This is a genomic window from Enterobacter cloacae complex sp. IR5459, assembly GCF_049238005.1.
GTDB lineage: Bacteria > Pseudomonadota > Gammaproteobacteria > Enterobacterales > Enterobacteriaceae > Enterobacter > Enterobacter hormaechei_C.
Genome location: NZ_JBMKIG010000004.1, coordinates 36538 through 59305, shown reverse-complemented (window position 1 = coordinate 59305; position 22768 = coordinate 36538). Strand labels below are relative to the sequence as shown.

At 54.5% G+C, this 22768-nt stretch carries 21 protein-coding genes; 8 read left to right on the top strand and 13 right to left on the bottom strand.

All coding sequences use genetic code 11. The features are described 5' to 3' along the window. Nucleotides 1-168 precede the first annotated feature (168 nt). Nucleotides 169-540 carry an anti-adapter protein IraM gene (gene iraM, locus ACOTX4_RS09660; protein WP_071957450.1) on the bottom strand — a complete coding sequence of 124 codons (372 nt, stop codon included), beginning with the start codon at nt 538-540 and terminating at the stop codon, nt 169-171. 440 nt (nt 541-980) lie between these two features. After that, nucleotides 981-1700 carry a two-component system response regulator RstA gene (gene rstA / locus ACOTX4_RS09655; RefSeq protein ID WP_003857553.1) on the bottom strand — a complete coding sequence of 240 codons (720 nt, stop codon included), beginning with the start codon at nt 1698-1700 and terminating at the stop codon, nt 981-983. A 127-nt stretch (nt 1701-1827) separates the two neighbouring features. Here rstA and ACOTX4_RS09650 point away from each other — a divergent pair, with 127 nt between their 5' ends. Next, nucleotides 1828-2163, top strand: a complete 336-nt coding sequence (locus tag ACOTX4_RS09650; RefSeq protein ID WP_003857551.1) for a GlpM family protein — start codon at nt 1828-1830, stop codon at nt 2161-2163. On the opposite strand, the gene folM is transcribed toward ACOTX4_RS09650, so the two are convergent. The 3 genes from folM to ydgH all read right to left on the bottom strand — a co-directional run bounded on the left by folM (nt 2160) and on the right by ydgH (nt 5434). Next, on the bottom strand, nt 2160-2882 hold the full coding sequence (gene folM / locus ACOTX4_RS09645; protein ID WP_003857550.1) for a dihydromonapterin reductase: 723 nt from the start codon (nt 2880-2882) through the stop codon (nt 2160-2162). The two genes, ACOTX4_RS09650 and folM, sit on opposite strands and share 4 nt — an antisense overlap. A 39-nt stretch (nt 2883-2921) precedes the next feature. After that, nucleotides 2922-4304: an amino acid permease gene (locus ACOTX4_RS09640; protein WP_003857548.1), complete on the bottom strand. Its 1383-nt coding sequence runs from the start codon at nt 4302-4304 to the stop codon at nt 2922-2924. A 185-nt stretch (nt 4305-4489) separates the two neighbouring features. Next, a complete protein-coding gene (gene ydgH, locus ACOTX4_RS09635; RefSeq protein WP_045332161.1) occupies nt 4490-5434 on the bottom strand; it encodes a DUF1471 family protein YdgH in 945 nt (314 codons plus the stop codon). A 535-nt stretch (nt 5435-5969) separates the two neighbouring features. Here ydgH and pntA point away from each other — a divergent pair. From pntA to ACOTX4_RS09620, 3 genes are all read left to right on the top strand, one after another. After that, a complete protein-coding gene (gene pntA, locus ACOTX4_RS09630; protein ID WP_045332160.1) occupies nt 5970-7499 on the top strand; it encodes a Re/Si-specific NAD(P)(+) transhydrogenase subunit alpha in 1530 nt (509 codons plus the stop codon). A gap of 10 nt (nt 7500-7509) precedes the next feature. Further along, nucleotides 7510-8898: a Re/Si-specific NAD(P)(+) transhydrogenase subunit beta gene (gene pntB / locus ACOTX4_RS09625; RefSeq protein WP_003857541.1), complete on the top strand. Its 1389-nt coding sequence runs from the start codon at nt 7510-7512 to the stop codon at nt 8896-8898. A gap of 107 nt (nt 8899-9005) precedes the next feature. Then, nucleotides 9006-10118, top strand: a complete 1113-nt coding sequence (locus tag ACOTX4_RS09620; RefSeq protein ID WP_003857538.1) for a mechanosensitive ion channel family protein — start codon at nt 9006-9008, stop codon at nt 10116-10118. A gap of 38 nt (nt 10119-10156) precedes the next feature. On the opposite strand, the gene uspE is transcribed toward ACOTX4_RS09620, so the two are convergent. The 6 genes from uspE to ACOTX4_RS09590 all read right to left on the bottom strand — a co-directional run bounded on the left by uspE (nt 10157) and on the right by ACOTX4_RS09590 (nt 17032). After that, nucleotides 10157-11107, bottom strand: a complete 951-nt coding sequence (gene uspE / locus ACOTX4_RS09615) for a universal stress protein UspE (RefSeq protein ID WP_003857535.1) — start codon at nt 11105-11107, stop codon at nt 10157-10159. A gap of 137 nt (nt 11108-11244) precedes the next feature. Beyond that, the gene (gene fnr, locus ACOTX4_RS09610; RefSeq protein WP_000611906.1) at nt 11245-11997 is read right to left on the bottom strand and encodes a fumarate/nitrate reduction transcriptional regulator Fnr; all 753 of its coding nucleotides are present in this window, start codon (nt 11995-11997) and stop codon (nt 11245-11247) included. Between the two features lie 183 nt (nt 11998-12180). Next, nucleotides 12181-12696 (bottom strand): methylated-DNA--[protein]-cysteine S-methyltransferase, encoded by a 516-nt coding sequence (gene ogt, locus ACOTX4_RS09605; protein ID WP_003857532.1) that lies wholly within the window; start codon nt 12694-12696, stop codon nt 12181-12183. 9 nt (nt 12697-12705) lie between these two features. Then, complete coding sequence (gene abgT, locus ACOTX4_RS09600; RefSeq protein WP_022651040.1) at nt 12706-14232, bottom strand: p-aminobenzoyl-glutamate transporter; 1527 nt, start codon at nt 14230-14232, stop codon at nt 12706-12708. 44 nt (nt 14233-14276) lie between these two features. Beyond that, nucleotides 14277-15722 (bottom strand): M20 family metallopeptidase, encoded by a 1446-nt coding sequence (locus ACOTX4_RS09595; protein ID WP_003857528.1) that lies wholly within the window; start codon nt 15720-15722, stop codon nt 14277-14279. Beyond that, entirely contained in the window at nt 15722-17032 is a 1311-nt protein-coding gene (locus ACOTX4_RS09590) for a M20 family metallo-hydrolase (protein ID WP_032658257.1), read from the bottom strand. The genes ACOTX4_RS09595 and ACOTX4_RS09590 overlap by 1 nt, the downstream gene beginning before the upstream one ends. 175 nt (nt 17033-17207) lie before the next feature. Here ACOTX4_RS09590 and ACOTX4_RS09585 point away from each other — a divergent pair, with 175 nt between their 5' ends. Further along, the gene (locus tag ACOTX4_RS09585) at nt 17208-18113 is read left to right on the top strand and encodes a LysR family transcriptional regulator (protein WP_003857524.1); all 906 of its coding nucleotides are present in this window, start codon (nt 17208-17210) and stop codon (nt 18111-18113) included. A 348-nt stretch (nt 18114-18461) separates the two neighbouring features. Beyond that, nucleotides 18462-19025 (top strand): DNA endonuclease SmrA, encoded by a 564-nt coding sequence (gene smrA / locus ACOTX4_RS09580; RefSeq protein ID WP_045332204.1) that lies wholly within the window; start codon nt 18462-18464, stop codon nt 19023-19025. A 32-nt stretch (nt 19026-19057) separates the two neighbouring features. On the opposite strand, the gene tcp is transcribed toward smrA, so the two are convergent. Beyond that, a complete protein-coding gene (tcp, locus tag ACOTX4_RS09575; protein WP_003857520.1) occupies nt 19058-20719 on the bottom strand; it encodes a methyl-accepting chemotaxis citrate transducer in 1662 nt (553 codons plus the stop codon). A 145-nt stretch (nt 20720-20864) separates the two neighbouring features. Between tcp and ACOTX4_RS09570 the strand changes: the two genes are divergently transcribed. After that, nucleotides 20865-21731: an aldo/keto reductase family oxidoreductase gene (locus ACOTX4_RS09570; protein ID WP_003857518.1), complete on the top strand. Its 867-nt coding sequence runs from the start codon at nt 20865-20867 to the stop codon at nt 21729-21731. A 46-nt stretch (nt 21732-21777) separates the two neighbouring features. Here the strand turns inward: ACOTX4_RS09570 and ACOTX4_RS09565 are convergent, their stop codons facing one another. Continuing rightward, nucleotides 21778-21978, bottom strand: a complete 201-nt coding sequence (locus ACOTX4_RS09565) for a hypothetical protein (RefSeq protein WP_063938296.1) — start codon at nt 21976-21978, stop codon at nt 21778-21780. A gap of 320 nt (nt 21979-22298) precedes the next feature. On the opposite strand from ACOTX4_RS09565, the gene ACOTX4_RS09560 reads away from it, so the two are divergent. Continuing rightward, on the top strand, nt 22299-22718 hold the full coding sequence (locus ACOTX4_RS09560; protein WP_003857514.1) for a translesion error-prone DNA polymerase V autoproteolytic subunit: 420 nt from the start codon (nt 22299-22301) through the stop codon (nt 22716-22718). Nucleotides 22719-22768: the final 50 nt, after the last annotated feature.

Sequence of the window (22768 nt, the reverse complement as noted above, 5' to 3'; positions counted from 1 at the left end):
TTCAGTTAAACGCGTTTATTTACGATTGCGTATTATTGATCCGTAATAACAATGACAAAGGCCACCTGCGGGTGGCTTTATTTAATGGCGTTAACCAGCGAGAGGGATCCGGCACAAACGGTGTGACAGAAATAATTAGCGTTGTAACCTGAGCATTATCGAACTTCGTTAATGTCTGGATTTAGCTGTGCTGACAATCAGTGGATTCGTGGTAAACCCATGCGGGCATTTCCGCGTGTTGCAATGCACCGCGTATGTGCATATCTCTTCTTGCTGGTTTCGGTTGTATGGGCATGCCATCTTGTTTTTAATTTCACTCCACAACATCTCGTTATAAGGTGATATGTTATATATCGATATAGGCTTGAACACACCATTAATGAAGACGCCATTTTTTGTCGGATATATTCTGTCACCGGGGTACAAATAGACATCGCTTTCATACCAAATAATGAGTTTCAAGAACTTGAGTCCCAAGATGCTTGAATAAACGATTCCCGTATTAGGACAAATTACCGAGCTAATGACTCTCCATGACATTGCTATACCTCTTTCATTAAATAATTGAGAGAGTATAAGGTTTAGCATGAGAATTAGATATCTGCAAACACGTAAGCCATTGAAAAAGATCGATATTATTTATATGCTTTCCACTATCCCCTTTGTTTTCAAAAGGATAAGATAATGATTAAAGCAATTGTAAAGATTATTTTTAGCCCAATGTGCTTTTAAGTGACGGATTTTTGATCGATGATGGCGCCTGCACTGCTGAATATATATTGTACTACAGCACTGAAATACATTAGGAATACTTTTGTTTAGGCGAAAAATGCCCAACGAAATAGCATACAAGGAAGGAATGTGAACAAGGGATATTTTATAACTGACGATGCATATAATCGATAACTTTCGACGGGTACTGATAATAATTCCGATGCATCGTGAGTTATTTTTCGAATATTCCTGTTTTGTTCCTTTTTTCAGGTTTCCCAGGCGTGCGGTGCAAACAGATAGCCCTTATTGCGTACGGTTTTAATGCGGTAAGGTTCCGTGGCGTTATCCAGCAGTTTTTTACGCAGACGCGAAATCGCCACATCAACGCTACGATCCATTCCGTCGTAACTTACGCCGCGCAGATTTTTCAGTAATGCATCCCGGTCCATAATTTGACCGGCATGGGTTGCCAGCTCCCACAGCAGGTCAAAATCTGCGGTTGAGAGCGCAATCAGCTCCCCGGAAAGCATAACCTGTCGGTTGACCGGGTCGATAGAAAGCGTGCCGAAGCGCATCGCTTTGTGCGGCGTTAAAGAGGGGGCAGACGCTTCACGCTCCGCGCCGCTGGCACGCTGACGCAGATGGAGGCGCAAACGGGCAAGCAGGACTGCCGGCGGCGTGGTTTTCAGGATGTAGTCATTCGCGCCCATCTCAAGCGACAGAATATGATTCATATCGCTGTCGAGAGAGGTCAGCAGCACGATCGGACCGTCCCACTTCGTGCGCAGATCCCGGCATAGCGTCATACCATCTTTTCCGGGCAGCATGATGTCCAGCAACACCAGGTCCGGATTTTCGCGGGTCACGACGTCTTCAGCGCGATCGCCACGAGGCTCGACAACCACTTCCATATCATGTTTACCCAGATAAGCGGCGATCAGTTGCCCCACCTCGGGTTCATCTTCAACATAAACAATCTTATTCATACAACGTCTGTCATCGCAAAAAACGTCAACATACACCGCGCAATCTTAACCTTCCATTAATCTTTCAAAATTAGCCGGACTTCCGTTATCCTGCACGGGAATGTTATTTGATTGTTAAGGGAAAAGAATGGGGCTGGTGATAAAAGCCACGCTGGGTGCGCTGGTCGTGCTGCTGATTGGGGTGCTGGCTAAAACGAAGAACTACTACATTGCCGGGCTGATCCCGCTGTTTCCCACCTTTGCGTTAATCGCGCACTATATTGTGGCCTCTGAGCGGGGTATTGAGGCGCTGCGCGCCACCATTGTGTTCGGGATGTGGTCGATCATCCCGTATTTTATCTATCTGCTGTCGCTGTGGTACTTCACCGGTTTTCTGCGTCTGCCCCTGGCGCTGGGCGGGGCGGTGGTCTGTTGGAGCCTCAGCGCCTGGGTGCTTATCTTCTTCTGGAGCCGCTTTCACTAGCGCAGCGGGCGGCCACCGTCCACGGCAAACGTTCGGCCCGTGACGTAACAGCTGGTCAGCAGATAATCGATCAGGTCGATCACCTCTTTCTCACCGGGCGCAATTTTCATTAACGACTTGTTGAGCGCCTGCTGACGATACTCGGCATCATCGCCTTCGTTAAATAAAATCATCGCCGGAGCAATCGCGTTGACCTTTACCTCGGGCGCCAGCTTGCGTGCGAAAGAGCGGGTCATATTATCCAGGGCGGCTTTGCTGGCCGCATAGGCGATGTGTTTGTCGCTTCCTCGCTCTACCACGTAATCGGTGAAATGGATAATGTCGCCTGCGGCATGACCGTGTCCGCGCAGCAGATCCTGTAGGGCATGGTTGAGCAGATAAGGCGCATTAACGTGGATCTGCATCATGCAGGCGAGCGTTTCGCTGAGCGAATGTCCTGCTTTTTCGGGAAGCCAGGTACTGGCGTTGTGAATAACCGCCCGCAGCCCGTGGGTGGTCGATTTCACTTTGTCCGCGAAGGCGAGTATACCTTCATCCGTGGAGAAATCCGCCTGAATGCAGACTGCTCCGGCATTTCGTAGACCTTCAATGGAGGGATATTCCGTGCGGTAACTGACGATAACCGGATGGCGAAGGTTGAGAAAGTGATGGGCGAGGGCGAGGCCGATGCGACGGCCTGCGCCAGTGATCAATATTGGGCGTTGCTGCGTGTGTCCCATCGTAATCTCCTTTTCAGTTCAACAATGGGACAGGCGACGCTATCCCATTAACATCCACGTTGCCGGTACGGCAGCGACTAACAGCAAACCTATCAACGCCATTTCGCGGCGCTTAAGGGCATTATCAAGCTGATGCGTACGGCGAGCGTAGATAAACACCAGCAGGCCCGGTGCGTAGAGCACCACGGACAGCAGCAGATGCATCGGTCCGGAAGCATACAACAACCATAGACCGTAAATACAGGCGCCGACACCTACCGCATAGTGTGCCGGGCGGGTCGCAATTTTTAACAGATATGCGCCCACTAAGAAATAGGGTACCAGAATCATCTCGGAGGCGATGGTCAGCAGCGTGTTATAGTCCGATCCTGTGAGCCAGATCAGCACCAGACAGACCTGCACGCTGATGTTGGTGAGCCACAAAGAGGCCGATGGCGCACTGTTTTTGTTCTGACGGGCAAACAGGCGCGGGAACGCTTTATGCGTGGCGGCCAGGAACGGCACTTCCGCTGCCATAATGGTCCAGCTCAGATAGGCGCCGCAAACGGAGACAATCAGACCCGCCGCGATAATCACGTCTCCCCAGGGACCCAACATTTTCACCATCAGCCCGGCCATGGACGGGTTACGCATTTCCGCCAGTTCAGGGCGTGCCACCACGCCGAGCGACAACAGCGTCACCAGCAGATAAACGCCCAGCGCCGCCAGTACGGCCAGCAGCGTGGCGCGTCCCACGTCGCGCTTGTTACGCGCGCGGGCAGAGACTACGACGGCACCTTCAACGCCGATGAACACCCACAGGGTGATCAGCATGGTATTTTTCACCTGTTCCCAGACGGGAACGCCCAGCGCAATGCCGCTGAAATCGAGCGTAAAGACATCGAGACGGAAGGCGAGGAAGGCCAGCACGACGAACAGGCCAAGCGGCACAAGCTTGGCCAGCGTTGCCACGAGGTTAATGCTGGCCGCGGTCTGGACGCCGCGCAAAATCAGCCAGTGAACAATCCACAGCAGTACCGAGGCGCCGACGATGGACTGCCAGGTATTACCGTCGCCAAACAGGCGCAGTTCGGGCGTATCGGTAAAGAAGCTGAGCGCCGAGAAGACGATAACCAGATAGGAGACGTTGGCGATCACCGCGCACAGCCAGTAACCCCAGGCGGAGCAGAAGCCGATCAGCTCGCCGAAACCTTCCCGGGCGTAAGTGAATATTCCGCCGTCCAGATCCGGTCGGATACGGGTCAGCAGCAGCATGGCGAATGCCAGCAGCAAAATCCCAACACCGGTAATGCCCCAGCCAATCAGTAATGCGGCCGGGCTGGCGACGGCCGCCATGTTCTGCGGCAAACTGAATACGCCCGCGCCCAGCATTGAGCTCAATACAAGTGCAGTTAACGCACTCAGGCCAAGTTTCTTTTCCATTGGCTTCCTGTTATGAAAAGTCCAAATCCAGAATAATTATTTCGCTAAGGCGCATAAAAATGGTGGATCACGCTAAGGCGCGGGATTTTACGGAGTGTGAAGGATGCATGCAATGACGTGTGGCAGAAATCAGAAAAAAAGTAACAAAAAAGGCGGCACTGCGCCGCCTTTATGAAACCGTTTTGTTACTTGTACAGATCGGCGCTGATGGTCAGGTTGTTACCACGTTCCTGCCACTGACGGGTGATGTGGTAATACTTCGCGCCTTTCTTCGCAGCACGCTTCGCCACCTGATAGGAGATTTCCGTCATGTTGCCATAGTTGCCCGTAAACTTGATGCTGTCGAACGGCACCATCTGCGCGGCAGTGGCTTTGTTCAGCTCTTCAATTTTCGTGCCGTCTGGTAACGTAACGGTATAACGACCGCCTCTGGTGGATTGGGTTTCAAAGAAACGACCCACTTCAGCGCTTGGTGCCGCAGACGTTGCTACGCCCGGAATTTCCACTTTCTTCGCTTCTTCACCGCCTTTCGCCAACGCGGCACGTCCCGCATCTGAATCCGCTGGAATGGCATCCGGGCTTTGCACTACGCGTTTTTTCGCATCTTGCTTATAGATGAAAGCGGTGATGCGCTGGTTTCCGCCCTGGTTAGCATCAACCTGACGCACGATATAGAACGCGTAAGCGCCTTTTTCTCTCGCGGCTTTGGTGATGGCATCGTTAACTTCAGGCTGGCTGCGGTAGAAGCCCTGAACGGTCACGGTGTCATACGGTTCCAGCTGAACAGCCTGATCTTTCGGCAGTTCAACAATGCCGTTAATCACGCGGTTTTTCTGTTCATCTGCTTTTGGGGCATTCTCTTTGTACAGCGCAATCGTCACGCGCTGGTTGCCGCTGTTGCCCTGATCGGACTGGTCAACAACATAAAACGAGGCAGCGCCGTTTTTATCGGCGGCTTTTGATGCGGCGGCGACGGCATCGCCAATAGAGTTATAGCGACCCACAATGACCGTATGGTCAAAAGGTTTTAACGCTGCCGCTTGCTCCGGCGTCAACTCTGTCGCGGCATTCGCAGACAGGGCGGTCGCGGAAAGAAGTGCGGACGCCAGGAGTGTGTTCTTAAGCTTCATAAAAATAATCCTTCGCCTTGCGCAAACCATGTACTGGTGTTGTTGTTAATTTGAGACGGTCCCGATTATGGCATTTAACACCCATCGCTGTCTGCGGCATTTTTCACAGCCTGTGCTCACCAAAGGACCTGATTCGATAACATTTTGTGATATGTGGAAAAAACAGGCGTTTCACAAGAAAAACTGATTAAGCATATGACTTTTACAAGTTAATTTAATGTTAATGAGTTGTTCTATTATGGCGCTATATCATGTTTTTACCGCTTCGCTTGCGCGATTTATCGGTCCTGAAGGCGAATTTAAGGTAAGTATCTCTGTCAGTAACCCCGATCGCTTATTTTTCACAGATAAAGTAAGAAATAGTGTTTTCTGGCGGTAGATCACGGGCGCTATTTTCAGTAGGTTATAGAAAGTTTGTTACTGTTTTATTTTCCGGGGTTAATCATTCTCCGTCGTTATCTCGATGGTGAAAATTGATACAAACTGCGGGCAATTATCGACAAACCATCATCAAAAACCGATGGAAGGGAAAACTATGCGTATTGGGGTACCAAAAGAACGGTTAGCCAATGAAACCCGCGTAGCGGCAACACCAAAAACGGTGGAGCAACTGCTTAAACTGGGTTTTACCGTCGCGATTGAAAGCGGCGCGGGCACACTGGCGAGTTTCGATGACGAGGCCTTTACTCAGGCTGGCGCGGACGTCGTGGACGGTGCTGAGGTCTGGCAATCACCCATCATTCTGAAGGTAAACGCACCGGAAGAGAGTGAAATTGAACTGCTGAACGCGGGCACTACGCTGGTGAGCTTTGTCTGGCCAGCCCAAAACCCGGAGTTGATGGAGAAGCTGGCGGCACGCGGTGTCACCGTGATGGCGATGGACTCCGTGCCGCGTATTTCGCGCGCGCAGTCTCTGGATGCGCTGAGCTCCATGGCGAACATTGCCGGCTATCGCGCCATTGTCGAAGCTGCGCATGAGTTTGGTCGCTTCTTTACCGGTCAGATTACGGCGGCAGGTAAAGTTCCACCCGCGAAGGTGATGGTGATTGGTGCCGGTGTGGCAGGTCTTGCCGCTATCGGGGCCGCAAACAGCCTGGGCGCTATTGTTCGCGCGTTTGATACCCGGCCGGAAGTGAAGGAGCAGGTGCAGAGTATGGGCGCCGAATTCCTTGAGCTGGACTTCAAGGAAGAATCGGGCAGCGGTGATGGTTACGCGAAGGTCATGTCTGAAGCCTTTATCAAGGCGGAAATGGCGCTCTTTGCGGCGCAGGCAAAAGAGGTAGACATCATTGTCACCACCGCGCTTATTCCGGGTAAACCGGCGCCGAAGCTGATCACCCGTGAGATGGTGGATTCCATGCAGCCGGGCAGCGTTATAGTCGATCTGGCGGCGCAAAACGGCGGTAACTGTGAGTATACCGTGCCAAATCAGGTCACGACGACCGCGAACGGCGTGAAGGTGATCGGTTATACCGACCTGCCAGGGCGTCTACCAACCCAGTCCTCTCAGCTGTACGGCACGAACCTCGTTAACCTGCTGAAGCTGCTCTGCAAAGAGAAAGACGGCAACATTACCGTTGATTTTGATGATGTGGTGGTGCGTGGCGTTACCGTGGTGCGTGAAGGGGAAATCACCTGGCCTGCACCGCCGATTCAGGTTTCCGCTCAACCTCAGGCTGCGCCGAAAGCGGCCCCAGAGCCCGCGGAGCCAGCAAAACCTGCGTCGCCGTGGCGCAAATACGCCATCATGGCGCTGGTCATAATCCTGTTTGGCTGGCTGGCGGACGTCGCGCCAAAAGAGTTCCTTGGCCACTTCACCGTCTTCGCGCTCTCCTGCGTGGTGGGTTACTACGTCGTGTGGAACGTTTCCCATGCGCTGCATACCCCGCTGATGTCGGTCACCAATGCCATCTCCGGGATTATCGTGGTCGGGGCATTGCTGCAAATTGGTCATGGCGGCTGGATCAGCTTCCTGAGCTTCATTGCGGTGCTGATCGCCAGTATCAATATTTTCGGTGGTTTCACCGTGACTCAGCGCATGCTGAAAATGTTTCGTAAAGGCTAAGGGGTAGCATATGTCTGGAGGATTAGTTACAGCCGCATACATTGTTGCTGCAATCCTGTTTATTTTCAGTCTGGCGGGGCTTTCCAAACACGAAACGTCTCAGCAGGGAAATAACTTTGGTATCGCCGGTATGGCGATTGCGCTGATTGCCACCATCTTTGGGCCGGACACCGGCAACGTGGCGTGGATCCTGGTGGCGATGATCATCGGCGGCGCGATTGGTATTCGTCTGGCGAAACGCGTTGAAATGACCGAGATGCCGGAGCTGGTTGCTATTCTGCACAGCTTCGTGGGTCTGGCGGCGGTGCTGGTGGGCTTCAACAGCTACCTGTACCACGAACCGGGCCTGGAGCCGATTCTGGTGAACATCCATCTGACCGAAGTGTTCCTCGGCATCTTCATCGGTGCGGTGACCTTCACCGGGTCGATTGTGGCGTTCGGCAAGCTGCGCGGGAAGATCTCTTCCAAACCGCTGATGCTGCCTAACCGCCACAAGCTGAATCTGGCGGCGCTGGTCGTTTCCTTTGTGCTGCTGGTGGTCTTCGTGCGTACCGAAAGCGTAGGCTTGCAGGTGCTGGCGTTACTGGTGATGACCATCATCGCGCTGGCGTTCGGCTGGCATCTGGTGGCGTCTATCGGCGGAGCAGATATGCCGGTAGTCGTTTCCATGCTGAACTCCTACTCCGGTTGGGCGGCGGCGGCGGCAGGCTTTATGCTGAGCAACGACCTGCTGATTGTCACCGGTGCGCTGGTCGGTTCTTCCGGTGCGATCCTGTCTTACATCATGTGTAAGGCGATGAACCGTTCGTTTATCAGCGTCATCGCGGGTGGCTTCGGTTCTGACGGCTCATCAACCGGTTCTGATGAGGAAGTGGGTGAACACCGTGAAATCAGCGCGGAAGACACCGCAGAGATGCTGAAAAACTCGCATTCCGTCATCATCACCCCAGGCTATGGCATGGCGGTGGCGCAGGCGCAGTATCCGGTGGCGGAAATCACCGAGAAACTCCGCGCGCGCGGTATCAAGGTTCGCTTTGGTATTCACCCGGTGGCGGGGCGTCTGCCAGGCCACATGAACGTGCTGCTGGCGGAAGCGAAGGTGCCTTACGACATCGTGCTGGAAATGGACGAGATCAACGATGATTTCGCCGACACCGACACCGTGCTGGTGATTGGCGCCAACGACACCGTTAACCCGGCGGCGCAGGACGATCCGCGTAGTCCGATTGCGGGTATGCCTGTTCTCGAAGTGTGGAAGGCGCAGAACGTTATTGTCTTCAAACGCTCTATGAACACCGGCTATGCTGGCGTGCAGAACCCGCTGTTCTTTAAAGATAACACCCACATGCTGTTTGGCGACGCCAAGGCCAGCGTGGATGCGATCCTGAAAGCGCTGTAATTTCGCTTCATCCTGACAAACCGCCCCCTGGGGCGGTTTTCTTATTTCTGCGGCCAGCTTTTCTCCTCTGTCTATACTTTACCCTTTGTGTAATACGAGGAGGTGTAATGCGATTTTTGTCCCGCTTCGACATCATCGAGCTGATGATGACGCCGTCTTTCTGGATCGGCGTCGCCACGGTGGTCTTTGTGACTCTGCTGGTGTACTGGCTGCTGACGCGCCTGATCGCCTTCGTTAAGAAAGGGATCACCACCTGGGGCGACAAGCACCCCAGCACCAACCGGATGCGCTTTATCCTGACGGATATGCTTAACCGCACCAGCCGCGTCCTGCTTTTTGTCGTGGCGCTGTTGTTCAGCCTGCGTTTCGTCGACTTACCGGATCATCTCTTTGGTACCGTGAGCCACGCCTGGTTCCTGGTCTTCGCTATCCAGGTGGCGCTGTGGATGGATCAGGGGGTGGTGTCGTGGCTTCGTCACGTCATGCTGGCGCCGGGAAGCCATAAAAACCCGGTGACGCTGGTGATCACGGGGCTTATCCTCCGTGCCATTGTCTGGTCAGTGATGCTGCTGTCTATTCTTGCTAACGCGGGCGTCAACATCACTGCTCTGGTTGCCAGCCTTGGGGTAGGGGGTATTGCTATCGCCCTCGCGGTGCAAACGATCCTGAGCGACGTGTTTGCATCGCTCTCCATCGGTTTTGATAAGCCGTTCGAAATCGGCGATTTTGTGGTGTTTAACGATGTCGCCGGGACGGTAGAGCACATTGGTCTGAAAACCACCCGTATCCGCAGCCTGAGCGGGGAGCAGATTGTCTGCGGGAACGCCATCCTGCTGCAACAGACGCTGCATAACTACAAGCGGATGCAAACGCGGCGGATTGTTTTTACCTTCGGGGTCGCCAGCGACACGGCGCCGGAAAAACTGCGTTCAGTGGGTGAGATGGTCAAACAGATCATTACCGACGTCGGGGAAACGAAGTTTGACCGCGCCCATTTCCTGGGCTTCGATCGCGATCGCCTGACCTTCGAGGTGGTTCATATTGTTAATACGGCGGATTACAACAAGTACATGGATATTCAGCAGGAGATCAATATTCGTATCCTGGAGGGGCTGAACCAGCAGGAGATCAAGCTCGCGCTACCGAGCATGGTTCTGCACGCGCCCTGGATGAATGCCGGCGACGAGGCATCTGCGCAACGGTTGAGCGAAGCGCAATAAAAAAAGCCCGCCGTTACCGGCGGGCTTTCATTTTGGGGTCAATCGTCTTCCTCATCGTCCAGCTCAACCGGCGTCTGATATTGATCCGGTTTGATGACCAGAAGGTCGCAGCGCAGATGGTCGATCACCTGCTCGGCGGTATTTCCCAGGAACGCGGCAGAAATACCGGTCCGGCCGATGGTGCCCAGCACCACAATCCCGGCCTGCAAATGCTCCGCCAGATCCGGAATAACCTCTTCCGGTAACCCTTTTTCTACGTGGGTCATGTTCTCATCGATACTGAATTTCTGGCGCAGCGCTTTCATGGCCAGCAGATGCTGACCGCGAATCGCGTCGTTATACACGCTCGGGTCAAATTCAGGCAGCTCGATGGCGATATTGATTGGCGTAACCGGATAGGCGCCCACCAGATGGACTTCAGTATGGTTAACCTGGTCGGCAAGCTGAAGCGTCTCCTTCACCAGTTTCTCGTTCAGCGAATTGTGATAATCCTCTTCGCTGGCCAGATTGACCGCCACGACGGCTTTCCCGCCCTCAGGCCACGGCTGATCTTTCACCATCCATACCGGACAAGGGCATTTGCGCAGCAGGTGCCAGTCTGTTGGAGTGAAAATCACGGATTCCAGTTTGTCATGCTGGTGCGCCATTTTCAGCAGCAGGTCATGCCCACCGGCCACCACTTCCTGAATAATGGCTTCGAAGGGGCGGTTGTGCCAGACTACTTTAATATCAATCGGTACGCCCGCTTCCAGGTAATACTTCGCCTGCTCGCGGATCCACGCGGTACGCTGGCTGATCACTCCCTGACGCATAGCGGTGCGCTCGTCAGGCGACAGAAGGGTGGTCATCTCGTATGAGAAGTCATAAATCGGCAAAAAGGCTTTAATTTTGCCACCAATCCGTTGATGTAAATACACAGCACGTCGTAATGCCGGCTGATCGTCCTGATTAGGATCGATAGCCACCAGCATGTTTTGATACTTTGCCATACAGGTCTCCTTACTACTGTCACCACAGTCTGTAAGTAAAAGAGTAACCTATATATCTTGAATGAAACAGGGGGGAAGTTTTTGCCAGATCAATAATCATGAAAATTTATCGACCTGGCATAAGATATCCGGGAGAGTTATGCCACGTTACGTGAGTGACCCGCCAGAATGGCCAGAGCTTCACCGTTTTCGATGGTGATATACTTACCTTTAACCGCCAGCATTCCGCTCTTCTGGAAGCGACCCAGCAGACGGCTGATGGTTTCCACGGTCAGGCCCAGATAGTTACCAATATCACCGCGCGTCATGGTCAGACGGAATTCACGCGGGGAGAAGCCACGTTCCGCGAAACGGCGGGAGAGGTTATAGATAAAGGCGGCCAGACGCTCTTCGGCATTCTTCTTAGAAAGCAGTAGGATCATATCCTGATCGCCTTTGATCTCACCGCTCATCAGACGCATCATCTGCTGACGCAGGTTCGGCATCTTACCGGACAGATCGTCCAGCGTCTCAAACGGAATTTCGCAGACCATAGAGGTTTCCAGCGCCTGAGCAAAGCTCGGGTGATGGCCACTGCCGATGGCGTCAAAGCCGACTAAATCGCCTGCCAGATGGAAGCCGGTGATCTGCTCGTCGCCCTGTTCGGTAATGGTGTAGCTTTTGATGGTGCCAGAACGGATAGCATAGAGCGACTTCAGTTCGTCTCCCGCCTTAAACAGCGTCTGCCCTTTCTGAATAGGCTTTTTGCGCTCGATGATATTGTCAAGCTGATCGAGTTCGTGCTCATTCAGAGTAAACGGGATACAGAGCTGGCTGATGCTGCAATCCTGGCAATGGATAGCACAACCGCCAGACTGAATGCGTCGTATAATTCGCTTTTCCGGGATCATAGGTTTGCTCAAGCCTTAATTGATATTGGTCAATTTTAACATCTTTTTGGTAAGGACGTAAGTCTGGCAAACCCCCAATAAAGACAAGAGACGGCAGCGTGTTGCCATCTCCTTGAAATTCCACAGAATGATTAAGGATTATGAACCTAACAGGAAGAAAATTAAGCACAAAAAGCCTGGGAATTACAGCAGAAAATACCCTTCGTGACGCAGCAGCCACTCTTTGCGCTGTACGCCCCCGGCATAGCCGGTGAGGGTGCCGTTGCGCCCAATCACGCGATGGCAAGGCACCACAATGCTGACGGGGTTAGAGCCATTTGCCGCACCGACCGCGCGCGCCGCGCCGGCACGACCAAGCTGTTCTGCCAGCTGACCGTAGTGCATCACCTGCCCGCAGGGAATATTACGCAGCGCCTGCCACACCTCGCGCTGGAAAGGGGTGCCCGCCGTGGCGGTTGGCAGGGTATTAATAATGCTGAGATCGCCCTCGAAGTAGGCCGTCAGTTTATCGCTCAGCCCGCCAGGATTACGGGCAGTAACACGCTCGTATCCCTCGGCGCGATAATGGATGTTGAGCAGCTCAACCATCCGGTCGCTGTGCTCTTCCCATTCAACCGCGCGCAGATTGAACGCTTCATCCGCGATAACCCACAGCGGCCCCAGCGGCGTCGCAATCTTATCTTCGAGTAATCTCAGCATCAGTACTCCTTAGTTCAGCCTCGGGTAAACACCCGGTCCAATCGGCAGGCCGACAAGATACCACGCCACCAGCATCACCAGCCATACCCCTAAGAAGATAAGCGGATAGGGCAGAACCAGCGAATAGTAGGTACCCAGCTTAGCCTCCGGTCTGTAGCGTTGCAGGAAGCCTAAAAACAGCGGAACGAAGGGTGACACGGGCGCCAGCGGGATCACCGAGGAATCGGCGACACGGAACAGGATCTGGGCGAACGCCGGATGGAAGCCGAGCATCATAAACATGGGGACAAAGATGGGCGCCAGAATCGACCAGATGGCCGACCCGCTGGCAATAAACATGCACAGCAGGGACGACAGCAGCGCCAGGCCGACAAACGCCGGAACACCGCTCAACCCCGCCGCCTCCAGCGCGTCCGTCAGGCTCACGGCCATAAACTTGCCCATGTTGCTCCAGTTAAACATGGCGACAAACTGCGCCAGCGGGAACACCATCACGATAAAACCCGCCATCTCCTTCATCGGCTCGATCATCAGGTGCGGCAGATCTCCCTGACGGCGGATTTTGCCGGTGGCGATGCCGTACGCGAGCGAAACGACGAAGAAGAAGAGAATTATCAGCGGCACAATGCCCTGAATAAACGGCGAGGGCAGTACGGTGTGTTTGATCGGATCGCGCAGCACGCCATTTTCCGGTACCACCATCAGCGCCACCACCGCAATGAACGCCAGCGAGACGATCCCGGCTACGCGCAGGCCGAACTGCTGCTCTTTGCTCAGCGTCTCCAGCTTTTCATCGCTCCGGCCTTCCCATTTACCCAGGCGCGGCTCAATGATTTTATCGGTAATCAGACCCCCGACAATCGTCAGGACAATCACTGAACTGGCCATAAAGTACCAGTTGTCGATCACGCTGACGTGCATGGTCGCATCGATGGTGCTGGCTGCCTCTGTGCTGATGCCGGAGAGCAGCACATCGGTGGTCACGATAAGCAGGTTAGCGGTAAACCCACAGCCGACGCCCGCAATCGCCGACAGCAGGCCCGCAACAGGATGACGACCAACGGCGAGGAAAATCAGCGCCCCCATCGGCGGCATGATCACCAGTGCCGCGTCGGACGAGATATGGCTGAAGAAGGCAATAAACAGCACCATATAGCTGGCATAACGCGCGCTGACGTGCGAGGCCATTTTGACCATCAGCGCGGGCAGGAGACCCACGCGCTCGGCCAGTCCCGCGCCTAACACCAGCGCCAGGATGGCGCCCAGCGGCGCAAAACCGCTGAAGTTTTTAATCACGTTCGGCAAAAACCAGTGCAACCCTTCAACGCTGAGCAGGTTTTTCACTGCCACCATGCTGCCGTCGGCCGGGCTGCGCACGCTCACCTCAAAGGCGGACAGCACTGCCGTCGCGACCATCAGGATGACAATTAAATAGATAAAAAGCAGGAAAGGGTGCGGCACTTTATTGCCGATCCTTTCAACCCAGCCATAGAGCTTACCGGATGGGGAATGCGAAGGTATGGAAGACATACTCATGGGCGTTCCTCGGGACTGTTGTTGTGTTGTTGTGTTGTGTTTTTTTATTTTAAAGGTGACGGTGTCACGCCCTGCGGGATCGGACACTCGTACGGTTTTTCTGTTATGTGTTGTTCGAACTCTTCCCGGCATTTTCGCAACAGGTCGGCATCCTGAAGCAGATGCAGCGCGGTCGCGCCCATCACTTTTCCGGCCAGCAACATGCCTTTATGGGCAATAGAGGTACGCCCCTGCGCCACTAATTGCCAGGTATGCAGCGGGGTGCCCACGGTAAAACAGGGGCTAAAGCACTGTGCGACAGGCATCTTCCAGCTGACATCCCCCACATCGGTGGAGCCTGCCAGCACGTTATCGGTGATGGCATAAGGGGCAACTTCATCCACCAGCAACGTCTCCTGATGGCGTCGGGCAAACGCTTTTCCCTCTTCGGCCCCCGTTGCGGCAATGTTTTTCAGGCTGTTTTGCAGGTCGTTTGCCGTGAGCGTAGCGCGGATTTTACGGGCAAATTCGCGTTCCTCTTCCGTCCAGGCCGGCGTGCCGTAATGCTGCAATGCGCGGTACATCGCCGCTTCGAGCGTTCGGTTCGGCAGATAGCTGGAGCAGGCTTTATCAAAGCGGCACTCGACGGTGGTTTCGGTCATCATCGCCGCGCCCTGGGCGATTTTCTCGATGCGCGCGTAGATCTGCTGCGCATCGGCCATCTCCGGGGCGCGGATCAGGTACAGCACCTCGGCCTGGGCCTGCACCACGTTAGGCGAAATTCCGCCGGTATCGGTGATGGCGTAATGAACGCGCGCTTTTTCAATGATGTGTTCGTTGAGGAAGTTTGTGCCGGTGGTCATCAACGTCACGGCATCCAGCGCGCTGCGTCCCAGATGTGGGGAGTTAGCGGCATGGGCGGCGATCCCCTTAAACCGCCAGGCGGCCTGAATATTGGCCAGCGTGCTGACGTTAAACATCCCGGCAAAGGCTTCCGGGTGCCATGTCACGGCAGCGTCCACGTCGTCAAATAATCCTTCACGCACCATAAAGGTTTTACCGGAGCCGCCTTCCTCGCCGGGACAGCCGTAAAAACGCACCGTTCCGCTGCCGCCGTGCTGTTCCAGCCAGCTTTTCACCGCCACCGCCCCGGCAAAGGCAGCCGTGCCTAAGAGGTTATGCCCGCAGCCGTGGCCGTTCGCCCCCGGGGTGGCGGATTGCGCCGTCGCGCAGTGTGCCTGCTGGCTTAGCCCGGCCAGGGCATCGTATTCGCCCAGAAGGGCGATAACGGGCTTGCCGCTGCCGTAGCTGGCAATAAAGGCGTTGGGAATGCCTCCGGCTTCCCGCGTCAGGGTAAAGCCCTCGGCTTCCAGCGCGCTGGCGAGGCGTTCGGCGGACCAGAACTCTTCAAAGCGCGTTTCGGGATGATCCCAGATGTCATCGGCAATATCGGTAAACGTCTGACATCGCGTGTCGATGGCATCAGCGATAAAAGCGTAGTTCTCCTGCATTACACACCTCGCGTCCACGGGAAATTAAGCGCAGTTCGCGCCAGCGTTTCGATGGCAACGTTCATCACCTGCTCATCAAAATCGAATTTTTCGTTGTGATGTCCGGCGCTCAGCTGGGTGCCGAAAACCATATACGAGGCCATGCCGCCGTTCTGCTGCACGCGGGCCATCATTAGCGTGGCGTCTTCGGAGCCCGCAGGCGCTTTGACCTTATTAATGGCATGAGTCACACCGGGCACCTGGCTTGCCTGCTCGCGCAGATAATCGACCCAGGCCGGGGAAGGGACGCTGGAGGTCGCCGCCCCCATCAGGTTTATCCCGGCTGTTACGCCATAGAGCGCCGCCGCGCCGGTAATTACCGCCTGCGCGCGCTCAAAGACATACTGATTAATGGCCTCGCTTTCGCCGCGGGTTTCAACCTTAAGTAACGCATCAGCCGGAACCACGTTGCGTCCGCTGCCCGCCTGCATGACCCCGACGTTAACCCGGGACGCGCCTTCGCTGTGTGGCGCGATGCCATGCAGCGCGATAGCGGCCTGGGCAGCAGCAAGCAGGGCGTTACGGCCCTCTTCCGGTTTACCGCCAGCGTGTGCGGCGACTCCGGTAAAGCGCACGTCAAATTTGGTGGTCGCCATGAAGTTATCGCTGCCGCAGATCACCGTCCCTTCCGGAACGCCGGTTCCGATATGAATGGCGGTAAAGTAGTCTACGCCGTCCAGCGCGCCTGCGGCGACCATAGCGCGCGCGCCGCGCGTACCCTCTTCGGCAGGCTGGAAGATCAGTTTGATGGTGCCGTTGAGCTGCGCTTCATACTGCTTAAGCACCTGCGCGAGCCCCAGACCAATGGTGGTATGCCCGTCGTGGCCACAGGCGTGCATCATTCCCGGATTGCAGGAGGCAAACCCGTCGCGGAACGGGCGATGGCTGTCGTCGAGCGCTTCGCTTAAATCAAGGGCGTCCATGTCCACGCGAAATGCCAGGGTTGGGCCCGGGCGGCCGGTATTCAGGGTCGCGACAATGCCGGTGAACCCGCCCTCAAACGGCGCCAGCCATTTCTCCGGCGCGCCCTGCGCCCGGGCGCGGGCAAACTCTCGCGAAAGGGTGGCGTCATCGGGCAGTCCCATACGGCTTTCGGCGTCGACAACGTCGCGACCCATCGCCAGCTCGTAACCCAGTGAGGCGAGGATCTCCGCCACTTTTGCCGCAGTGCGAAACTCCACCCAACCGGATTCCGCGAAATGGTGGAAATCGCGACGCCATGCGCTCAGTTGTGGGGCTAATGTCTGGATGTACTGCGCCAGTGCGTTCATATCTTTTCCTGTCATCATTAAAATATGTGAACTGCTTCACGCTGTGATAGTTTTTACTTATCACTAATCGTTTTTTCACAGTTTTAACCGTTCAGGAATTACCCTCGCACATCCGTTTCCATTAAAGTAGATGACAGTTTCTTTACTCTGATAAACAACGGTTATCGGTCTCGTTATGTCATTTCAGATTAAATTTCATCAAATCAGGGCGTTTGTCGAGGTGGCGCGTCAGGGCAGCATTCGCGGCGCCAGCCGGACGCTTAATCTTTCGCAGCCCGCGCTGACCAAATCCATTAAAGAGCTGGAGGAGGGTATGGCGGCCCAGCTATTTGTGCGCCGGAGTAAAGGCGTCGCGCTGACCGAGTGCGGGGAAGGGTTTTATCACCGCGCTAATTTGATTCTGGAAGAGCTGCGTGCAGCGCAGGATGACATCCGCCAGCGACAGGGCGAGCTTGCCGGACAGATCAATATTGGGATGGGAGCCAGCATTTCACGCAGCCTGATGCCAGCCGTCATTACGCGTTTTCATGCGCAGCATCCTCAGGTCAACGTCCGGATTATGGAAGGCCAGCTGGTGTCGATGATTAATGAATTACGTCAGGGTGAGCTGGACTTTACCATCAATACCTATTATCAGGGGCCGTACGATCACGAATTTACGTTTGAAAAGCTGTTCGAAAAGCCTTTTGCCGTATTTTGTCGGGCAGGACATCCGGCGACAGGGGCGACCTCAATTAATGAGCTTCTGCAATATAACTGGACGATGCCTACGCCCCGGGGAAGTTATTATAAGCAGTTACAGGATACTTTTAACCATCGCTCTCAAATACCGCGAATTGGCGTTGTCTGTGAGACCTTTTCCTCCTGTATTAGCCTCGTCGCACAAAGCGATTTCATCAGCATTTTACCGCAAGAGCTGGGCTGCGATCCGCTTCTGGCGCACCGTCTGATAATGCTGCCGGTTGTCGAAACCCTGCCTAAAGCGGCATATTATTTAATTCAGCGTCGTGATTCTCGCCAGACACCGCTTGCCGAATCATTAATCACGCAGTTTCGAAGAGAGGCCAGGAAATTAATTTAATAAAAATAACAACAATAAAAAATAGAGTCTGCCCGACATCAGACAGACTCCACAGAACACACAGTCGTGCATCCTTTCGCGGATCCTACATGCATTATCCATTGGGCAGGTTTATTAAGTTATAACAGCTTTTTCTTAAAAGAGAAGGACGTTGAGTGATTGATTTCACGATTTTTTAACGTATTTATTTAATTAATTACGGCTGAAATTTAAGTTAAGGTTAGATTAAATTTATTGCGTCTGCGATTATCTGTTCCTTAAGCCATTATTTGTACCCGTGCCCGGGTGATTGAGACCCGCAACGGGCGCAGGTATAGTACATCACTCAGATGTAGCCGGAGGATTTCCATGAACCCTGACGACAAATCACTTTTTCTTGACGCCATGGAGGATGTCCAGCCGCTCAAACGCTGCGCGGATATTCACTGGCAGCAGAGCCGCAACACGCGGGCGCGTCAGGAAATAGATACTGAGCAGCTCGATAACTTTCTGACGCTGGGGTTTCTGGAACTGTTGCCCCTTGACGAGCCGCTGATGTTCCAGCGTGAAGGGGTACAGCAGGGGGTATTTGATAAGCTGCGTTCCGGCAAATATTCCCGTCAGGCCAGCTTAACGCTGTTACGCCAGCCTGTGGAGCAATGCCGCCAGCTGGTCTATTCCTTTATTCGCCAGGCCGGACGTGACGGGCTACGCAACCTGATCATCGTGCATGGTAAAGGGCGTGAACAGCAGTCGCACCCTAACGTAGTGCGCAGCTATCTTGCGCGCTGGTTGACCGAGTTCGACGAAGTACAGGCCTTTTGCGAAGCGCAGCCGCATCACGGCGGCAGCGGAGCATGCTATGTCTCGTTGCGTAAATCAGAGGATGCGAAGCGAGATAACTGGGAACGCCACGCCAAGCGCAGCCGCTAATCAGGCAGGCGGGCGATATGCCCGCCTGTCACTCAGAAGGTTTCCCAGTTCGCGTCAGCTGTATTCGCGCCTGCCGCTGACGGGCGCAGCAGTACGGGCGTTTTCACGTTTTTAGGGCGAGCCGCCGGCGATGCCTGAGCGTTCAGCCGAAATGCCGCCACGGCCTGACGCAGCTGTTCAGACTGATCTTCCAGCGCCGCCGCCGCCGTTGCCGACTCCTGTACCAGCGCGGCGTTTTGCTGCGTGACGCTGTCCATCTGCGAGACTGCCAGGCTGACCTGCTCTATACCGCGGCTCTGCTCGTCAGACGCCGAGGAAATCTCAGCCATAATATCGGTTACGCGCGTCACGGCCGCGACGATCTCTTTCATGGTCGCACCCGCCTCGCTCACCTGTTCCGAGCCGGTATTCACCCGGCTGACAGAGTTCTCGATAAGCCCTTTGATCTCTTTTGCCGCCTGCGCGCTGCGGCTGGCCAGCGTCCGTACTTCACCTGCCACGACCGCAAAGCCGCGACCTTGTTCCCCGGCACGGGCGGCTTCAACCGCCGCGTTGAGCGCGAGAATATTGGTCTGGAAGGCAATGCTATCGATAACGCCGGTGATATGCGCAATTTGCTGAGAACTGTCGGCAATGTCATTCATGGTACGCACCACGTTATCCACCACCTGACCGCCGCGTGCGGCGGTTTCAGACGCATTCTTCGCCAGCAGCGTCGCCTGGCGGGCGTTATCCGAGTTCTGTTTCACCGTGGCAGTCAGCTCTTCCATGCTGGCGGCGGTCTCTTCCAGCGAGGCTGCCTGCTGCTCGGTTCGGGCGGAAAGGTCGTTACTTCCGGCGGCAATTTCTCCTGCGCCCGTGTAGATAGAATCTGTGCTGCCGCGCACGGCGCTGACGGTGCTCACCAGCGACTGCTGCATCTCGTGCAGACCAGCAGCCAGCTGGCCCATCTCGTTGCGCCCGGCAATCGCGACATTTTGCGTCAGATCGCCGCTCGCGATGGTGCGAATATGGTTCATGATGGCGTTGAGCGGTTTCAGGAGCAGGTGCTGTAAACCCTGCCAGATCACCACCAGCACGGCGATCACGGTCAGGAAGATCGCCGCCAGCGTCCACTGCATCTGGGTAAAGCTGCTCTGGTTCTCTTCGGCGGCGGCTTTCAGCAGAACGTTGTTTTCAGCGCGCCAGCGGGTATAGACCGCCTCCATCTCATCCTGCGCCTGCTGGGCGTCCAGGTCGCCATAGGCCTGATAGTTATCGGCGCGCAGATACTCAATGGACAAGCGCATCACCTCGTGCATTTGCTTCCAGGCTTTCTGCATCTCTTCGGTGAGCGCGGCATGCTGGCCCTTCACCTGCGGAATAGCCTGCCAGTTTTTGTAATAGTCTTCGGCTTTGGCCAGCGAACCGTTGGCGGTGCCCAGCAGCGTGTTGATCGCCGCGAGAGAGGCCGGATCGCGCTGGTTTTTCAGGTAGCGGATCGCCACGCGGGTAACGGTAACGCGCGTTTTCACCAGCGTGTTAACGCTGTCGCTCAGGCTTTCCTGTTGGGCATTGAGTAACCCGGAGTTCTGAAAGTTGTGACGATCGTTGTTAACGGCAGAGTAGAACAACCCTCCCGTGACAACTTGCAGCAGACAGAATATGGTGAGGGCAAAGATAATACCGGTAATCACGTGCAGATTTTTCAGCATGGCGGTCATCCGTAAGAGAAGAGGCAGGGTTACATCAATACTATCGTCGTAGCGAATTTAAACTTTAATTTTACTATTGCTTAACTAATGGTTTCGTTGCGGAACCTGTTGTAAATCCGGATCATTTTTTATGAGGAAGGTCAGCATGAGCAGCATAGATAAAAGCGGAACGTTCACGCTCGGAACGCGTACGGTTAAACGATTTGGCTATGGCGCGATGCAGCTTGCCGGGCCTGGCGTTTTTGGTCCGCCAAAAGATAAAAATGCGGCGCTGGCGGTGCTGCGTGAAGCGGTGGCGTTGGGTGTGAATCACATTGATACCAGCGATTTTTACGGACCTCATGTGACCAACCAGCTTATCTGCGAGGCGCTTCATCCGTACCGGGACGACCTTACGATTGTGACCAAGATCGGAGCCCGACGCGGCGAGGATGCCTCCTGGCTGCCGGCGTTTTCCGCGCAGGAGCTGACGCAGGCGGTGCATGATAACCTGCGTAACCTGAAGCGGGATGTGCTGGACGTGGTTAACCTGCGGATCATGTTTAGCGCCCACGGACCGGCGGAAGGCTCGATTGCCGCGCCGCTGAGCACCCTTGCGGAGCTGCAACAGCAGGGGCTGGTTCGTCATATTGGGCTGAGCAACGTCACCGCTTCGCAGGTTGCTGAAGCGCAGAAGATGGTTTCCGTGGTGTGCGTACAGAACATGTACAACGTTGTGAATCGCGGTGACGATGCGCTGGTTGATTCGCTGGCGCAGCAGGGGATTGCCTGGGTGCCGTTCTTCCCGCTGGGTGGTTTCACGCCACTGCAATCTTCCGGACTACAGGCGGTGGCGGATTCACTGGGCGCGACGCCGATGCAGGTGGCGCTGGCATGGCTGCTGCAACGCTCGCCAAATATCCTCTTGATCCCGGGAACCTCATCGGTGGCGCATCTGCGTGAAAACCTGGCGGCAGCCGATCTGGTATTGCCGCCTGAGGCGCTGGAGACGTTAAATTCTCTGGTGGGGTAATCCCGATACCAGCAAAAGCCCGGAGGATTTTTCGGGCTTTTGCTGTTTATGATCCAATCTGACTTCTTTGGCGGTGAAGCGCTAACGCTTCTGCCACGATTTCCTGCTTACTTTTCCGTGTTTCATACGCAGTAATGCGGATGTACTCCATCAGCGCAGGAGCGATGCGCGCACTTAACATCCTGAGTTCGGCCTCCTTTGCGACACCGCGAGCAACACGCTTATTGGGATAATCACGGGCGGGCATAGAAAACGTCCTCCAAAAATTGTCTTGTTAATTTGTGCTGTAAAATATGCGCTAGTCTAAATAGAAAGTCAACGTACAGTGTAGGTGGAGTGACTTGTTGTTACTTTGTTTTTATAGTCATTTGAAAGTCATTGCGTAGTGATGTTTTATGACGCGTTACACTTGTCTGTGCGTAAAAATTTACAAAACAAATAATCTTCATTGCTATAGGGGGTTATAAGCGAAGCGGTTAAGGCGTAGCCAGCCGCTTACGCTGACATGGCTTGATCGATACCTCAGTTAAAACTACTGTATATAAAAACAGTATGGAGGTGTTTATCATGATCTTTTTCAGACCCGCAGAGTTGCGTGAAATCGTTGCTATTCCACTTTTCAGCGACTTAGTACAGTGCGGCTTCCCCAGCCCGGCAGCGGATTATGTAGAGCGGCGTATCGATTTAAACGAGTTATTAGTCGCCCATCCCAGCTCCACTTACTTTGTCAAAGCCGCCGGTGACTCGATGATAGAAGGGGGGATCAATAACGGTGATTTGCTGGTGGTGGACAGTTCCCGCAAGCCTGAGCATGGCGATATCGTGATTGCGGCGGTAGAGGGCGAATTTACCGTGAAGCGCCTCCAGCTGCGTCCCAATATTCAACTCAACCCCATGAACAGCGCCTATTCACCGATTATTGTCGGCAGCGACGATACGCTCGATATCTTTGGTGTAGTGACGTATATCGTGAAATCCGCGAGCTGATCGTGTTTGTGAAGCTTAATTAATAGGCAATAAGTTAATTCTCATCATGC

Excerpts from the sequence above, each read along its gene's own strand:
- iraM (WP_071957450.1), bottom strand. The coding sequence starts at position 540 with ATGTCATGGAGAGTCATTAGCTCGGTAATTTGTCCTAATACGGGAATC.
- rstA (WP_003857553.1), bottom strand. The coding sequence starts at position 1,700 with ATGAATAAGATTGTTTATGTTGAAGATGAACCCGAGGTGGGGCAACTG.
- ACOTX4_RS09650 (WP_003857551.1), top strand. The coding sequence starts at position 1,828 with ATGGGGCTGGTGATAAAAGCCACGCTGGGTGCGCTGGTCGTGCTGCTG.
- folM (WP_003857550.1), bottom strand. The coding sequence starts at position 2,882 with ATGGGACACACGCAGCAACGCCCAATATTGATCACTGGCGCAGGCCGT.
- ACOTX4_RS09640 (WP_003857548.1), bottom strand. The coding sequence starts at position 4,304 with ATGGAAAAGAAACTTGGCCTGAGTGCGTTAACTGCACTTGTATTGAGC.
- ydgH (WP_045332161.1), bottom strand. The coding sequence starts at position 5,434 with ATGAAGCTTAAGAACACACTCCTGGCGTCCGCACTTCTTTCCGCGACC.
- pntA (WP_045332160.1), top strand. The coding sequence starts at position 5,970 with ATGCGTATTGGGGTACCAAAAGAACGGTTAGCCAATGAAACCCGCGTA.
- pntB (WP_003857541.1), top strand. The coding sequence starts at position 7,510 with ATGTCTGGAGGATTAGTTACAGCCGCATACATTGTTGCTGCAATCCTG.
- ACOTX4_RS09620 (WP_003857538.1), top strand. The coding sequence starts at position 9,006 with ATGCGATTTTTGTCCCGCTTCGACATCATCGAGCTGATGATGACGCCG.
- uspE (WP_003857535.1), bottom strand. The coding sequence starts at position 11,107 with ATGGCAAAGTATCAAAACATGCTGGTGGCTATCGATCCTAATCAGGAC.
- fnr (WP_000611906.1), bottom strand. The coding sequence starts at position 11,997 with ATGATCCCGGAAAAGCGAATTATACGACGCATTCAGTCTGGCGGTTGT.
- ogt (WP_003857532.1), bottom strand. The coding sequence starts at position 12,696 with ATGCTGAGATTACTCGAAGATAAGATTGCGACGCCGCTGGGGCCGCTG.
- abgT (WP_022651040.1), bottom strand. The coding sequence starts at position 14,232 with ATGAGTATGTCTTCCATACCTTCGCATTCCCCATCCGGTAAGCTCTAT.
- ACOTX4_RS09595 (WP_003857528.1), bottom strand. The coding sequence starts at position 15,722 with ATGCAGGAGAACTACGCTTTTATCGCTGATGCCATCGACACGCGATGT.
- ACOTX4_RS09590 (WP_032658257.1), bottom strand. The coding sequence starts at position 17,032 with ATGAACGCACTGGCGCAGTACATCCAGACATTAGCCCCACAACTGAGC.
- ACOTX4_RS09585 (WP_003857524.1), top strand. The coding sequence starts at position 17,208 with ATGTCATTTCAGATTAAATTTCATCAAATCAGGGCGTTTGTCGAGGTG.
- smrA (WP_045332204.1), top strand. The coding sequence starts at position 18,462 with ATGAACCCTGACGACAAATCACTTTTTCTTGACGCCATGGAGGATGTC.
- tcp (WP_003857520.1), bottom strand. The coding sequence starts at position 20,719 with ATGCTGAAAAATCTGCACGTGATTACCGGTATTATCTTTGCCCTCACC.
- ACOTX4_RS09570 (WP_003857518.1), top strand. The coding sequence starts at position 20,865 with ATGAGCAGCATAGATAAAAGCGGAACGTTCACGCTCGGAACGCGTACG.
- ACOTX4_RS09565 (WP_063938296.1), bottom strand. The coding sequence starts at position 21,978 with ATGCCCGCCCGTGATTATCCCAATAAGCGTGTTGCTCGCGGTGTCGCA.
- ACOTX4_RS09560 (WP_003857514.1), top strand. The coding sequence starts at position 22,299 with ATGATCTTTTTCAGACCCGCAGAGTTGCGTGAAATCGTTGCTATTCCA.